Consider the following 13804-nt stretch of genomic DNA (forward strand, 5'->3'; position numbering starts at 1 on the left):
GGCGGCGCACGAGGTGGCGGCGCACGAGGTGGCGGCGCACGAGGTGGCGGCGCACGAGGTGGCGGCGCACGAGGTGGCGGCGCACGAGGTGGCGGCGCACGAGGTGGCGGGCGCCGCCGCCCGGCCCCGGATCGTCTCCCGGGCCCGCTGGGGCGCGACCGAGCACCCTGACGACCCCGCCGCGTACGGGCGGGACGTGGCGGCCGTGTTCGTCCACCACACCGCCCAGAGCAACGACTACGACTGCGCGGACTCCCCCGCCGTCGTACGCGGCCTCCAGGCCCTCCACGAGCGGGTCAACGGCTGGAAGGACCTCGGCTACAACTACGTCGTGGACAAGTGCGGCACGGTCTTCGAGGGCCGGGCCGGCGGCTCCGGACGCCCGGTCACCGGAGCGCACACCCTCGGCTTCAACATCGACACGATGGGCGTCGCGGTGATCGGCCGCTACTCGGAGCCCGAGGCCCCGCCCGAGGCCGTGGCGGCCGTCGCGCGGCTCGCGGCCTGGGCCCTCGGCCGCTACGGCCACGACCCCGCGGGCCGGGTCGCCCTCACCGCCTCCGTCGGCAACGGCCGCTTCACGGCGGGCGAGCGGGTGACGGTGGAGCGGATCTCGGGGCACCGCGACGTCTTCGCCACCGAGTGCCCGGGAGAGGCCCTGTACCGGCAGCTCCCCGCGGTCCGGGCGCGGGCCTCGGACCGCTTCGGCAGCCTGTTCGCCGGCCGCTGACGACCTGGGCCCGCGCGGGACGGCGCGGATCAGACCGGGTGGCCGTCGGGGCCGGTGTGGTCGGCCTGGCTGGTGAACTTGTTGAGGAAGACGTCGTACTGGCCGTCGGGCCGACGGGTGAGGGTGGCCCCGTCCTGCCAGGTGCCGTTGTCGTCCCACCACTGGCTGCCGTACGGATCGCCCTGGTTCTGGTGGATGTTGTGCATGCCGAGGCCGTGTGCGAAGGGTTCCCCGAAGACCATGATCTCCCGGCCGGGCAGGAGGATCGGCTCCAGCGCCAGGGCGGCGTCGAGGTGGGAGCCGGAGGTCCAGGGGCGGGGCGGGTTCAGCCGGCCGAGGAGGTCACGGAGCCAGGCGGGCGGGCGGACGGCGAAGGCGCAGCCGGGGCGGTGCTGGAGCCCGGGGTGGCGCTGGTAGTCGAGGGCGCCGGAGCCGGAGCTCGTCGAGAGCTCGTGGTAGCCGGGGGCCAGGGCGGGGACCGGGTCGAGCACGGAGGCGGCGAGGGTGAACGCCTTCCACTGGACTCCGGTGGCGGACTGTTTGCTGTCCACGTCGACGGCGCACCGGTACCGGCCCTCGGGCGCGTCCACCTCCAGGTTGACGTGGAACCAGCGGCCCTGGGCGTCGGGCTGGTCGCGGAAGCTGCGGTGCAGGGTTCCCGACAGCACCCCGTAGGAGTCGAGCGGCATGCGGCCAGTCAACCACCGCCCCGGCGGACGGGGGTGTGACGCGCGGGGGGATCCCCTGCCCGGCCCCCGTACGGGGGCCGGATTCATCCGCGCAGGATCCGCGAGACGGCCTCCCAGGTGGGCTCGACCGGCTCCAGCGGCTCCGCGCCGACACCGAGGCCCTTGAACCCGCTGGAGGTGGACACGCACACCACCGGCCCGTCGAAGCGCTCGCCGGCGGCGGTGCGCTGCTCCAGCCCGGCGAGTCCGGCCGCGGCCGACAGCTCCGCCCAGATCCCCTGGGAGGCGAGCCGCGCCTGGGCCCGGGCCAGTTCGGCGTCCGTGACAGCGAGCGCCGCCCCGCCGCTGTCGAGGACCGCGCGCACCGCGCGGTGGCTGCCGGCCGCGCAGTCGATGGCGTAGGCGTCGGTGGGGCCGACCGGGACGACGGCGGCCGGGACGCCCGTGCGCAGGGCGTGCGCGAGCGGTCCGCCGGCCGCCGGCTCGCAGCCGAACATACGGGGGACGGTGTCCGTGACACCGAGCCGGCGCAGTTCCGCGAAGCCCTTCCAGACGCCGTAGAGGAGCTCGCCGTAGCCGACGGGGGTGAAGACGGCCGCGGGGACGCCGAGATCGGCGTGGATCTCGTAGGCGATGGTCTTGTACCCCTCGGACCCGAACGGGTGGCCGGTGTGGGTGCGGGTCAGGTTGCTGACCGGGTGGTAGCCGAGCCGGTCGCGGATCTCGCCCAGCAGGGGCCAGCGGTGCTCCGCCGGGACGGGCAGGACGACCGCCCCGTAGGCCTTCAGGAAGGAGGCCACGGCGGGCGGGGCGCCCGCCGAGGCGAGGACCGCGCAGCGCAGGCCGGCGCGGGCCGCGTAGGCGGCGGCGGAGGCCCCGTGGTTGCCGGAGGAGGCCACGGCGATGCCCGGGGCGCCTTCGTGGACGGCGGCGCTCACCGTGACGCGGTTGAGCCGGTCCTTGTGGCTCCAGGTGGGGTTGCGGGACTCGTCCTTGATCCAGAGGCCGTCGCCGAAGGGGAGCAGCGGGGTGCCGCCCTCCCCCAGGCCCGGTGCGGCCAGGGGTGGCAGGAGCGGGGCCCAGCGGTCCAGGCCGCCGCCCGCGCCGGGGGCGGGGCGGGGGGTGAAGAGGCCGGCGGGGGTGTCCTCGTAGGCGTAGTCGACCTCCAGCGGGAAGTCCGTCGCGGGGGTGCTCGTACGCGGGCAGCCGCGCGGCAGGGGCGGCCACAGCGGGTAGGCCTGCGAGGGGTCGCCCATGGACCGCTGGGAGGTGGCGAGCGAGGGTCCGGAGGCTGCCGTCATGCGGCGATCGTAGACGGCCGCCCCCGCTAGCGGGGGCCGGGGGCGAAGTCCGCGAGCATACGTTCCAGGGCGGCCTGGTCGGGGCCGGTGAAGGGGGTGAGGCCCGGAACCTGGGTCAGGGTGTCGAGGAAGCGCGGGGTCAGGCCGGGGGCCGGGGGCAGGTGGGTGGAGAGGACGGTGGCCGGGGCGGCGGTGCGCAGCGGGTCGGCGGTGGCGAGGAAGCGGCCGGGGTCGGCCGTCTGGGCCCAGGGGCTGTCCACGCTCGCCCAGAGGAGCTGGGCGGCCCTGAGGTCCTCCGGGTCCACTTCGGCGACGTCGGGGCAGGTGGCCAGGTCGGACGTGGGCAGCGGGGCGCCGAAGCAGTCGGAGCTGAAGCAGGTGCCGGTGCGGTCGTCGAAGAAGCCGACGGTGGCCGGGTTGTCGAAGAGCGGCGGCCGGAAGGCGCGCAGCGTGCGGTCCCCGACGTCCAGGCTCTGGCCCGGGTTGAGCAGGTACACCCGGTCCAGGGGCAGCGGGCACTCGGTGGACATGATCCCCACGCCCATGAAGGTGGTGATCACGCGGGCCCGGGGCGCGGCCTCCAGGAGGGCGAACAGGCCGCCGGTGTGGTCGCGGTCGGGGTGGGTGAGCCAGATCCAGCGCACGTCGGCCGGGTCGATGACGCCGGCGAGGGCGGCGAGGAAGTCCCGGTCGGGCAGGCCCAGGCCCGTGTCGACGACGACGGGCTCCTCGGCGTGCAGGACGAAGGCGTTGACGGGGATGAAACCGATCCCGGGGACTTCCAGGCAGTCGGCGAGAACGGTGGTGTCGGGCCCCGCCTTGTGCGTGCTCATGATGATCTCCACGGCCCTGTGGGAGGAGGGGGCTGTACGTCCATCGTGCCGCCGTACGGGTGGGGCCGCGCGGCGCGCGGCGCCGGTGGTCAGTTCGCGCAGCTCGTGTCCTTGGCGGGGCGCTGTCCGGTGGTGAGGAAGCGGGTGACGGCGCGGTCGCCGCAGGCGTTGCCGTTGCCGAGGTAGACGCCGTGGCCGCCCTGCTCGACGGTGACGAGAACGGCCCGGTCGCCGAGGGCCTCGCGCATCTTGAGGCTCTTGGAGTGGGGGGTGGAGGGGTCGCGGCGGCTCTGGATCATCAGGATGCCGGAGGGCCCGTGGTTGGTGATCTTGGTGGGCTTGTCCTCGGGGGCGTCCTTCCAGAAGGAGCAGGGGAGGACGTTGACCGGCATGCCGGCGGTCAGCGGGTGCCGGGCCCGGTCCTCGTCCACGGCGCGCTGCCGGTCGGCCTGGGAGCCGGCCGGCCAGGCCACGTCGTTGCACAGCACCGCGACGAGCTGGGCGGCGTCCTCGTCGCGCAGGGGCCGGGCGAGCTCCGGGGGGAGGGCCGGGGTGTGGGCGGGGTCGCGCAGGGCGGCGGCGAGCCGGGCGAAGGCGGGGAAGGCGGAGTCGCTGTAGAGGGTGTTCTGCAGGGCCTGACGCAGTCCGTTGCCGGTCAGGGGCACGCCGGGGGTGGTGGACGGGCGGGGCGTGCGGTCCAGGGAGGCGAAGAGGGACAGCAGGAGGGGTTCGACGTCCTCGGGGCGCTGGGCGAGCCGCAGGCCGTCCTTGTCGCGGTCGGGGTGGGCGGCCCAGGCGGCGAAGTCGGGGAAGCGGTCCTCGGAGCCCTCGGCCATGTTGGCGAGCCAGCCCCGGGCGACGCGCTTGGGGTCGGGGTCGCCGCTGCTGTCGAGGACCCAGCGGTCGGTGCGTCCGGGGTACGTCTGGGCGTACACCGCGCCGACGTAGGTGCCGTACGAGACGCCCCAGGCGGAAAGCTTGCGCTCGCCCAGGGCGGCGCGGAGGCGGTCCATGTCGCGGACCTGGTTGGCGGTGGTGAAGCTGCGCAGCACGGGTCCGCCGTTGCGGGCGCAGGCCTCGGCGGTGCGGCGGGAGCGGGCGACGTTCTCGGTGATGTCGCCGTCCGCGGCGGGCCAGGAGCGCAGGGCGGTCAGGAAGCGGTCCTCGGGGGCGAGTCCGCAGCTGGCGGTGGTGGAGCCGCCGACGCCGCGGGGGTCGAAGGCGACGAGGTCGTAGGCGCCGCCGAGCTGCTGCCGGAGGGCGGCGCCCTTCTGGGTGAGGCGCTGTACGCCGGAGCCGCCCGGGCCGCCGGGGATGACGACGAGGGTGCCGCGCCGGGCCTCGGGGCGGTCGCTGCGGATCCGGGAGACGGCCACCTTGATCTGCGGGCCCCGGGGGTCGTCGTAGTCGAGGGGGACGGGGAGGTCGGCGCACTCCTGGGTGGCGGGGCCGCCCGGCTTGGCGCAGGGGTGCCAGCTGAGGGCGGGCACCTCGGTGCGGGGTCCGCCGGCCGCCTGCGCGGGGAGGGTGACGGCGGTGACCGCGGTGGCGGCGGCCGCCGCGGAGAGGAGGGTCAAGAGGGCCTTGTTCCGGGAAGTCGTCATGGGGCAAGCCTCGTTGAGGGCGCCCCGGCGGCCCATCCGGCAGACCGGCCGCCGGGGGGTGGGGGTAACCCCCCTACAGGAGGAGTCCGTTGACGCGGTGGGCGGTGCAGCAGGAGTCGCGGTGCAGCTGGCGCAGGACGGGCCGCCAGGCCTGGGCGGGTGCGGCCGGGCCGGGGTAGGCGGCTTCCAGGCCGGCGCGTGCGTACACGGTCCCGGCGCGGAGGACCGCGCGGGTGCGGACCAGGTGGCCGAAGTCGGTGAAGGGGTCGCCGTCGACGAGGGTGAGGTCGGCGAGCTTGCCGGGTTCGGCGGTGCCGAGGTGGGCGTCGGCGCCGTACACGCGGGCGGGGGTGAGGGTGGCGGTGGTGAGGGCCTCGGCGGGCGAGAGGCCGTACCGGTGCAGGGCGCGCAGGGCGAGGTGGAGGTGGAGGCCGACGGGGGTGAGGGGGGCGTCGGTGCCGAGCGCGACGCGGCCGCCGGCGGCGAGGACGCTGCGGTAGACGGCGACCTCCCGTTCCAGGGCGGTGTACTGCTCGGGGGTCGGCGGGTGTCCGGCGGCGGCCTTGAGGGCGGCCGCGTCCCAGGGCGGCATCATGGCCGTCACCCGGCGGTCGGCGGCGAGCGAGGGGTCGGCGCCGAACAGGGGCAGGGCGGTGAAGGGGGTGGCGACGAGGTCGAAGCCGCCGCGGGTGTAGACCTCCAGGGTGTCCTGGTGGGTGTGGCCGGCGGGGGTGGCACCGTGGCCGTACTCGGCGCGTTCGGTGGCGATCAGGTGGGTGGTCAGGTCCTGGCCGGACTGGATGCCGGGGGCGCACAGGTGGGAGCCGGCGCGGACGCCGAGCCGCTCGTGGGCGAAGCGGGCGGCCTCTTCCATGAAGGCGTACGGGGCGCGGACGTAGGTCTTGACGAAGTCCCAGTCCAGGGCCTCGGCGCGGGCCAGGGAGCGGGCGAGTCCGGCGTGGGTGCGGTGGGCGCGGCCCATGCTGTAGGCGACGCGTGAGCCGTCGAGGAGTTCGCCGCCGGCCAGCAGCCGGGGGGAGGCGAGGCGGCCGGCGCGGATGTCCTCGCGCAGGCGGGCCTGTTCGTAGGCGGAGCCGCCGAGGGAGACGGCGGTGGTGATCCCGTAGGCCAGGTGCAGGGCGCCCTGGCGGGCTCCGTAGGTGTAGGGGTACGGGTGGACGTGCGCGTCCCACAGGCCGGGCAGGACGGTGCCCTCGGAGGCGTCGACGGTGCGGGCGGCGCGGCGGCGCGGGCGGTGCGGTTCGACGGCGGTGATGCGGCCGCCGCTGATGAGCACGTCGACGTCGGCGCGGGGCGGGGTGCCGGTGGCGTCCCACAGCAGTCCGGCGCGCACGACGGTGTCGACGGGCTCGGGGCGGCGGTAGGACAGGGCGACGGGGACGGTGCGGGGCGCGCCGTCGGGGGTGCCGTCGGGGCGGAGGGAGAGCAGGCGCAGGCGGGCGTTGGACTGGTAGAGCAGGGTGCGGGAGCCGGCGGACCAGGAGGGGTGGTCGGCGGGTTCACCGGTGAGGCGGCGGGCGGGGCCCGTGGGGGTGCCGTCGGGGGTGACGGGCAGCAGCCAGAGCTCGGATTCGGCGACGCAGGCCAGGAAGCGGCCGTCGGGGGACCAGACGGGGCCGGAGGCGTAGCGGTCGGAGAGGGAGGTGTGCGGGGCGAGGGCGTGGAGGCGGGCGGCGCCGGTGGCGGTGTCGACGATCCGGATCAGGTTGTGGCCCTCGCGGAAGCGGCGGCTGAGCCGGTTGCGGTCGCAGAGGGCGAGGTGGCGGCCGTCGGGGGACCAGCTGGGCGGGCTGGGCAGTCCTCCGCCGCCGAGGGCGGCCACGAGCGGGGTGTCGGTGGCGGAGGCGAGGTCGCGGACGACGAGCCGGCCGGCGAGGTCGAGGGCGGCCAGCCGGGTGCCGTCCGGGGAGAGGGAGCCGTAGACGCGGCCGGGCGGGGAGAGCACGCTCTCGCGGCCGTCGGCGAGTTCCCGGCGGCGTACGGCGTTCAGCCCGTCGCGGTCGTCGGTGTAGAGCAGGGCGCGGCCGTCCGGGGTCCACACCGGGCCCTGGACGTAGGCGGTGGCGGGAGCCTGGAGGATCCGGCGCGGGGCTCCCCCGGTGACGGGCGCGGTCCACAGGGCGCCGAGCGCCGCGAAGGCGACGCTGCGGCCGTCGGGCGAGAGGGCCGGCAGGTGGATGCCGCGGACGGGGCGGGGCCGGTCCGCTTCGAGGTCGTACTCCTTGACCCGGTAGCGGGGCCGGGACACTTCGAGGGTGGCGTCGAGGGGGATCTCGCGGGCGGGGCCGTCGCGGTGCGGGCGGATCACCTGGAAGCGGCCGTCGAGGGTGATGAGCAGCCGGTCGTCGCCGATCCAGCGCGGCGGTGCGGGGGCCAGGTCCCCGTCGAGGGGGACGGGGCGGCCGTCGGCGTACAGGGTGAGGTGCTCGGCCCGGCGGGGTCCGGGGGCGGCGGAGATCCAGGCGGTGCGGCCGGCCCGGGAGAGGGCGGGGGCGAGCAGGCTGCCGGCGGTGACGGTGTGTTCGGTGCGTACGGGGCCGCTGCCGTCGGCGGCGACGGAGGCGAGGGTCCGCGCGGTGAGGGTCTCGCCGGTCTGGGTGGCGCGCAGGAACAGGACGCGGCCGCCGTCGGGCGAGAAGACGGGGTCGAGGTCCTCCCAGGCGCCGCCCTGGGCCGGGCCGTCCTGTCCGGGTGCTCCGGTGAGGCGGCGCAGGCCGCCGTCGGCGAGGGAGACGGTCCAGATCCGGTACGGGCTCCCGGAGACGGGGTCGCCGCCGCGTTCGGAGCAGAAGGCGAGGGTGCGGCCGTCGGGGGACCAGGCGGGGGCGCGGTGGTCGAAGGGGCCGTACGTGAGGCGGCGCAGGCCGGTGCCGTCGGGCCGCATCACCCAGATGTGGAAGGTGCCGCCGCGGTAGCCGGTCATGGCCACGCTGCGCCCGTCGGGGGAGAACACCGGGCGGCCCGGTTCCAGGTCGGGCGGGGTGAGCGGAGTGGCGGGCGAACCGTCGCCGGGCAGGGCCCAGAGGACGTTCTGCACCTCGGCGATGACGCGCCGCCCGTCGGCGGTGGCGGTGGCGGCGCCGTTGGTGGCGCGGGTGAAGCGGAGGACGGCCCGGCCGTCCGCCCGGCCGTCCGGGCCGGCGGCGGGCCCGGCGGCTCCGGCCGGGGCCGGGGGCCGGAGTCCGGTGAGTGCCGTCAGTGCCCCGGCCGAAGCCCCCCGCAGTACCGCCCTGCGCCCCATCCGCATCCCGGCCACCCGCCTCGTGTGTCGTTCCCGCCCGTCGGCCCGTCAGGCGGTCAAACGATCACGGGGCGGATCCGGCAACGGGACGGGTCCGCCCCGGCGGCCGCGGGGCCGCCGGGGCGGAGGGTGGCGCCGGGGGGAGGCGGGGTGCGTCAGGAGATGCGCATGTTGGCCATCATGCCCATGGCGCCGTGGTCGAAGAGGTGGCAGTGGTAGACGTACGTGCCGCGGTAGCCGTCGAAGGTGGCCTGGACCTTGACGGTCTCGCCCGGCTTGAGCGGCACGGTGTCCTTGAGGCCGGTCTCGGGGCCGGAGGTGACGGGCTTGCCGTTGCGCTCCAGCACCCGGAACTGGACCAGGTGCATGTGGAAGTTGTGCGGGGCCACCTTGTTGCTGTTCGTCACGGTCCAGATCTCGGTGGCACCGTAGGCGATCTCGGTGTCGATGCGGTCCATGTCGTACGTCTGGCCGTTGATGTACGCGCTGCCGCCGGGGGCCTCGTCCATGCGCATGTCGATCTCGCGGTTGACGGTGGCCTGGCCGAGCGCGGGCAGGGTGCGCAGCCGGTCCGGGACGGAGCTGCGGTCCTGGGCGGTGCGGGTGACGCGGAACTGGAGGACCTTGCCGACCACGTCCGCGGACTCGAAGGGGGCGATGTCCTTGTTGCGCAGCTCGATGACCGTGCCGACGGGGTAGCGGGAGAAGTCGATGACGACGTCGGCGCGCTCGCCGGGGCTGATCGAGACCACGTTGGTGCGGTGCGGGGCGGGGAGCAGGCCGCCGTCCGTGCCGATCTGCACGAGCTCGGAGTCGTCGGCGAGGTGCAGGTCGAAGAAGCGCTGGTTCGAGGTGTTGGTGAGGCGGAAGCGGTACTTGCGGGCCGCGACCTCGAAGAAGGGCCAGGACTTGCCGTTGGCGAGGACGACGTTGCGCTTCATGAAGTCGCCCATCTGGTACACGAGTTCGCCGCTCTCCAGGAAGCGGGCGTCGCGCAGCGAGATCGGGACGTCGTACTGGCCCGCGGGCAGGGGCAGCCTGCGCTCGATGTCGTCGGTGAGGATGTAGGTGCCCGTCATCCCGCGGAAGACGTTCTCCGACTCCATGTGGTGGGCGTGGTCGTGGAACCACAGGTTCGCGTGCGGCTGGGTGTTGGGGTACGTGTACGTCTTGGTGCCGCCGCCGGCCGGGATCAGGTCCATCGGGGCGCCGTCGCTGTCCTGCGGGACGTGGGCGCCGTGGAGGTGGATCGAGGTGGGGACGGCGAGCGAGTTGGTCTGCTTGATGACGACGCGGCGGTTCGACTCGGCCTTGATGACGGGGCCGGGGAAGGAGCCGTTGAAGGTGCGCAGCGGGGTCTTCAGGCCCGGCACGATCTCCTTGGTGGCTTCCTTCAGGGTCATGCGGTAGTAGCTGGTGGAGCTGGTGGTCTTGTAGGGCTGCAGGACCGGGGGCACGGGCATTCTCTGAGTGAACTTGGCTATGCTCGCGGCGTCGAGCTCGGCCGCGCCGGCGGTCTTCGCCGGCTCGGTCGCGACCGCGTTCACGACGGGCAGCAGCATGCCGCCGGTGCCGACGATGCTGGTGGCGGCGACGCCTGCCCGGAGTGCGGTCCGTCGAGTGATCACAGTTCCCCCGTGGGTCTGGCCCGGCGCCTCGTGTGCCGGTCGGGTCGGATTGGCGCGAAAGCGTGCGCGGCGGTGGACAGGGAGAGCGTGTTCGAACCCGATGGTGTGCCGCTGGTGCGGCTGTGGAGCACGGCTGAGGCGCCCGGGAAGACCCTGCGTACGATGCCCGCTGGTGTTCGAAGCGGATGGAGGGGGCTGGGCCCTATGGACAGGATGACGGAGCGCCAGGAGCGGGCGGACCGGGCCAGGACGGTGGCCGGAACCCGAGGGCTGCTGCTGGGGCTGGCGGTCGGGGAGTCCCTGGGCGGGGTGCGGGGCGGGCCGCTGCCGCCCGGGACCGTGCGGGCCGGGGTGTGCACCCAGCTGGCCTGTTTCACGGTGGAGGGTTCGATACGGGCCTCGGTGCGCGGCAGCCACAAGGGGATCTGCCATCCGCCGTCCGTGCTCTGGCACGCGTACTGCCGCTGGGCGTACCTCCAGGGCGTCGAACGCGAACGGGTGCGCGAGCGCTGGACCGGCTTCGACGGCCGGACGTGGCCGGACGGCTGGCTCGTCGGGGTGCCGGCGCTGGCGGAGCAGCGCGGCAGCGCCCCCGCCACGGTGGCGGCCCTGTCGGGGCTGGAGCAGGGCACCCTGGAGCAGGCGGTGACCGGCAGCCGGGGCTGGCACGCGGTGGGCCGGACGCTCCCGATGGCGCTCATCGGCTCGGCCCGCTCCCCGAGGTACGCCAAGGAGGGTGTCGAGCGGGCCCGTGAGACGGCGGCGCTGACGCACGGGGACCCCGTGGCGCAGTGGGCGGCGGCGTGCGCGGCCGTGCTGGCGGCGCACTGCCTGGCCGGGGAGTCGGTGCGGGGCTCGGCCTGGGCCGCGCTGGCGACGCTGGGCCTGGTGGACGGCGTACCGGGGGCGGAGCTCGGCCTGCTGGCGGGTGCGCTCGGCGATGCCGTCTCCCAGCCGGGGGACCCGGCCCTGCTGGCGCGGCTCGCGCCGGACCAGACGGCCTGGTCGGCAGTGCTCGGGGGCCTGTACGCGGCGGCCTCGTTCCCGGAGCGCGGGGAGGTGGAGCGGGCGCTGCGGTTCGCGGCGGGGGCGCCCGACGGGGAGGCGGTGGCCTGTGTGGCGGGGGCCCTGCTGGGGGCGGCGCACGGGGAGCGGGCGCTGCCGGTGGAGCTGGTGAGCCGGCACGAGCTGGCGTGGGTGCTGGACGCGCTCGCCCGGGACCTGCTGTCGGAGGCCGAGGAGTTCCCGGGCGGCGGTGGCCACGAGGAGGGCTGGGACCCGTCCTGGCTGGACCGTTACCCCGGCTGGTGACGGGGCGTTGGACCGTCCGGGCGGTGGTTCGGGGTGTCCGGCGCGGCTGCGGGGCCGAGGTCCCCTCGATGGCGGCACCGCCGGGGATATTGGCTGAATAGCGCCGCGTACGCGCTCTGCCAGGCTTCTTGACGCTTCATCACAGTGGAGGCAATGCGTGATGCGCACACGGTCCGTGCTGGTGGCCACCGCCCTGCTCGCGACGCTGTCGCAGACGGCGGGCGGGACGGCGGCCGCGAACGGGCCCCTCTCCCCCGGCGCGCCGGCGGCGTACGACGGGCACGCCGGGCACGAGGCGGCCCTGTACGGGATCACGGGCGCGGGGAGCAGCGGCCGGGCCGGGGTCCAGGAGTTCAGCTCCGACGACGGCCGGCTCTCGCGGGTCTCCCTCTTCCTCGGCAGCACGGCCGCGTCCGGGACGCTGAGCGTGCAGGTGCGCACCGCCCGGGGCGACGCCGGCTCCGCGATCGCCTCGGCCTCCGTCGACCTGGCCGCCCTGGGCGGGCCGGGCGCGGGCTGGGTCGAGGTGCCGCTGTCGGCGGCGCTGCGGCCCGGCGCCCGGTACCACCTGTTCGCGCAGGCCTCCACCGCCGGGGGCGGGGCGGTGACCTGGCACGGCACGCGGGCGGCCGCGGCGGGCGCCCCGGCGGCGGCGCAGTACGACCGGGACCGGGGCGGCTGGCAGCCGGGGGCGGGCCGGCTGGCGTTCTACGTGAACCCGACGGGGCCGGAGCGGTGCGGGGAGACCGAGGCCTGCTACGTCCCGGCCTCGATGAAGCCTGCCAGGACGGCCGGTCTGCTCTCCAACGGGCGGGTGGTGGAGGCCGTCGACCCGGCGTTCGCGGTCGGCGCCCGCTACGTGGAGGGCAGCAACGTCCTGGTGCTGCCGTCGGGCCGCTGGCGGTACCTGCCGGAGGGCGCGGAGAAGTCCCGGGTGGTCGAGGCGGGGGACGCGGGCGCGCTGGCCCAGGTCGCCGAGTCGCGGCGCTGGCTGGCCCGGGGCCTGGTGCCGGGGTCCGCGGGGGCCCGGCGCGAGGGCGCGGAGCGGGCGCTGCTGTCGATGCGGGCGCTGCTGCGGCCGAACGGGGCGCTGGCGGCGGCCTGGTACCCCTTCTGGGACTTCTCCTGGCCGCGCGACTCCGCCTTCGCGGCGGCCGCGTTCGCGCACACCGGGCACGACGAGGAGGCGTACCGGATCCTGCGCTACAACGCGCGGACGCAGCGGCCGGACGGCACCTGGGAGGCACGGACCCGGCTGGACGGGTCGGGGCCGCCGGACGCCCGGCCGTGGCAGCTGGACGCGAACGGCTGGGTGCCCTGGGCGACCTGGCAGTGGTACCGGACGGCGCCCGCGGCGGACCGGGAGGAGCGGCTGCGCGTGCTGTACCCGGCGATCCTGAAGGCGGCCGACCGCACGGCCGCCCTGCTGGACGGCGAGGGGCTGCCGCCGGCTTCCCCGGACTACTGGGAACTGCCCACGGACACCGCCAACATCGGGACCGCGGCGCCGCTGCTGTCCGGGCTGCGTGCGGCGGCCGACCTGGCCTCCGGGCTGGGCCTGGAACGGGACGCCGCGCGCTGGACCCTGGCGGCGGGGAAGCTGGAGCGGGGCATCGCCAAGCGGTTCGCGCCGCTCGGCTACCAGCGCACCGTCGACGGGCTGCACGGCCACGACAGCGCGGCGGCGTTCATGGCGCCCCCGTTCAACGAGGCCCCCGCCGACCTCCCGGGGGCGCTCGACACCACGTACCGGGAGCTGCTGCGGCCCAACGGCGGGCTGGTGCCGGGCAGTGACCCGGACACCCGGTGGGGGAACATCACCTGGACGGCGAGCACCTCCTTCTTCGCGCTCGCCTGGTCGGCGTCGGGCGAACGGGCCAAGGGCGCGGCGGTGCTCGACTGGGTGCTCGCCCAGCGCAACGTGCTCGGCGAACTGCCGGAGACGGTGGACGCGCAGGGCCTCCCGAAGGCCGTCGTACCGCTGGCGTGGACGGACGCGCTGGTCCTGCTGACCCTCGTACAGCAGCAGGGTGCGGGTCTGCCGACGCCGCCCGCGGTCCGTACGTGACCCCGGGCGCCCGCGCGCACGAGGCGCCGGGCCCGGGACATGAGTCCCGGGCCCGGCTGGGGGAGCTGCCCTCCGGTCACTTCGTGGTGTAGTACAGGTACCACTTCTTGTGGCCTTCGAGCTTGCACGTGTACTTCTTGTAGTGGCCCTTCTTCCCGGCGGACTCACAGGACGCCTTGCTCGGGTAGGGCCCCTTCTTGCCCGTGGCCTTGTGCTCCTGCACCGACACCGCGGCGGTGGACTGCTGCGGGGCGGCGAGGGCGGCCGGACCGGCCAGGACGAGACCGGCGGTGAGCAGTGCGGCCGGGGCGAGGCGAGCGATCTTCGCGTACATGATGGTTCCTCTTCTCTCGGATCTCCCGGGGCCCGTTCGGACCT

General features: G+C 75.7%; 10 protein-coding genes. 3 read left to right on the forward strand and 7 right to left on the reverse strand.

What is annotated here, in order from left to right; translation table 11 throughout:
• Positions 1 to 730 (forward strand): N-acetylmuramoyl-L-alanine amidase (locus tag AC069X_RS06035; protein ID WP_478725575.1); only part of this gene is annotated, 730 nt, incomplete at its 5' end.
• 29 nt (positions 731 to 759) lie between these two features.
• Here the strand turns inward: AC069X_RS06035 and AC069X_RS06040 are convergent.
• The 6 genes from AC069X_RS06040 to AC069X_RS06065 form a co-directional block, all read right to left on the reverse strand.
• A complete protein-coding gene (locus AC069X_RS06040) occupies positions 760 to 1419 on the reverse strand; it encodes a DUF2278 family protein (RefSeq protein WP_478725577.1) in 660 nt (219 codons plus the stop codon).
• 83 nt (positions 1420 to 1502) lie between these two features.
• Entirely contained in the window at positions 1503 to 2720 is a 1218-nt protein-coding gene (locus AC069X_RS06045) for a threonine synthase (RefSeq protein WP_478725579.1), read from the reverse strand.
• Positions 2721 to 2746: 26 nt separating this feature from the next.
• Positions 2747 to 3553 (reverse strand): MBL fold metallo-hydrolase, encoded by an 807-nt coding sequence (locus AC069X_RS06050; RefSeq protein WP_478725581.1) that lies wholly within the window; start codon positions 3551 to 3553, stop codon positions 2747 to 2749.
• 89 nt (positions 3554 to 3642) lie between these two features.
• A complete protein-coding gene (locus AC069X_RS06055) occupies positions 3643 to 5157 on the reverse strand; it encodes an alpha/beta hydrolase (protein WP_478725583.1) in 1515 nt (504 codons plus the stop codon).
• A 73-nt stretch (positions 5158 to 5230) separates the two neighbouring features.
• Positions 5231 to 8419: an amidohydrolase family protein gene (locus AC069X_RS06060; protein WP_478725780.1), complete on the reverse strand. Its 3189-nt coding sequence runs from the start codon at positions 8417 to 8419 to the stop codon at positions 5231 to 5233.
• 155 nt (positions 8420 to 8574) lie between these two features.
• Positions 8575 to 10047, reverse strand: coding sequence for a multicopper oxidase family protein (locus tag AC069X_RS06065; protein ID WP_478725584.1), 1473 nt, complete (start codon positions 10045 to 10047; stop codon positions 8575 to 8577).
• Positions 10048 to 10251: 204 nt separating this feature from the next.
• Here AC069X_RS06065 and AC069X_RS06070 point away from each other — a divergent pair, with 204 nt between their 5' ends.
• Positions 10252 to 11358, forward strand: coding sequence for an ADP-ribosylglycohydrolase family protein (locus AC069X_RS06070; protein ID WP_478725586.1), 1107 nt, complete (start codon positions 10252 to 10254; stop codon positions 11356 to 11358).
• A 160-nt stretch (positions 11359 to 11518) separates the two neighbouring features.
• Positions 11519 to 13426 carry a glycoside hydrolase family 15 protein gene (locus AC069X_RS06075; protein WP_478725588.1) on the forward strand — a complete coding sequence of 636 codons (1908 nt, stop codon included), beginning with the start codon at positions 11519 to 11521 and terminating at the stop codon, positions 13424 to 13426.
• Positions 13427 to 13502: 76 nt separating this feature from the next.
• On the opposite strand, the gene AC069X_RS06080 is transcribed toward AC069X_RS06075, so the two are convergent.
• Positions 13503 to 13760, reverse strand: coding sequence for a hypothetical protein (locus tag AC069X_RS06080; RefSeq protein WP_478725590.1), 258 nt, complete (start codon positions 13758 to 13760; stop codon positions 13503 to 13505).
• Positions 13761 to 13804: the final 44 nt, after the last annotated feature.

It is taken from the genome of Streptomyces sp. NPDC043896 (assembly GCF_056435605.1).

Coding starts and splice junctions, on each gene's coding strand:
- AC069X_RS06070 (WP_478725586.1), top strand. CDS start 10,252: ATGGACAGGATGACGGAGCGCCAGGAGCGGGCGGACCGGGCCAGGACG.
- AC069X_RS06080 (WP_478725590.1), bottom strand. CDS start 13,760: ATGTACGCGAAGATCGCTCGCCTCGCCCCGGCCGCACTGCTCACCGCC.
- AC069X_RS06040 (WP_478725577.1), bottom strand. CDS start 1,419: ATGCCGCTCGACTCCTACGGGGTGCTGTCGGGAACCCTGCACCGCAGC.
- AC069X_RS06055 (WP_478725583.1), bottom strand. CDS start 5,157: ATGACGACTTCCCGGAACAAGGCCCTCTTGACCCTCCTCTCCGCGGCG.
- AC069X_RS06050 (WP_478725581.1), bottom strand. CDS start 3,553: ATGAGCACGCACAAGGCGGGGCCCGACACCACCGTTCTCGCCGACTGC.
- AC069X_RS06060 (WP_478725780.1), bottom strand. CDS start 8,419: ATGGGGCGCAGGGCGGTACTGCGGGGGGCTTCGGCCGGGGCACTGACG.
- AC069X_RS06045 (WP_478725579.1), bottom strand. CDS start 2,720: ATGACGGCAGCCTCCGGACCCTCGCTCGCCACCTCCCAGCGGTCCATG.
- AC069X_RS06075 (WP_478725588.1), top strand. CDS start 11,519: ATGCGCACACGGTCCGTGCTGGTGGCCACCGCCCTGCTCGCGACGCTG.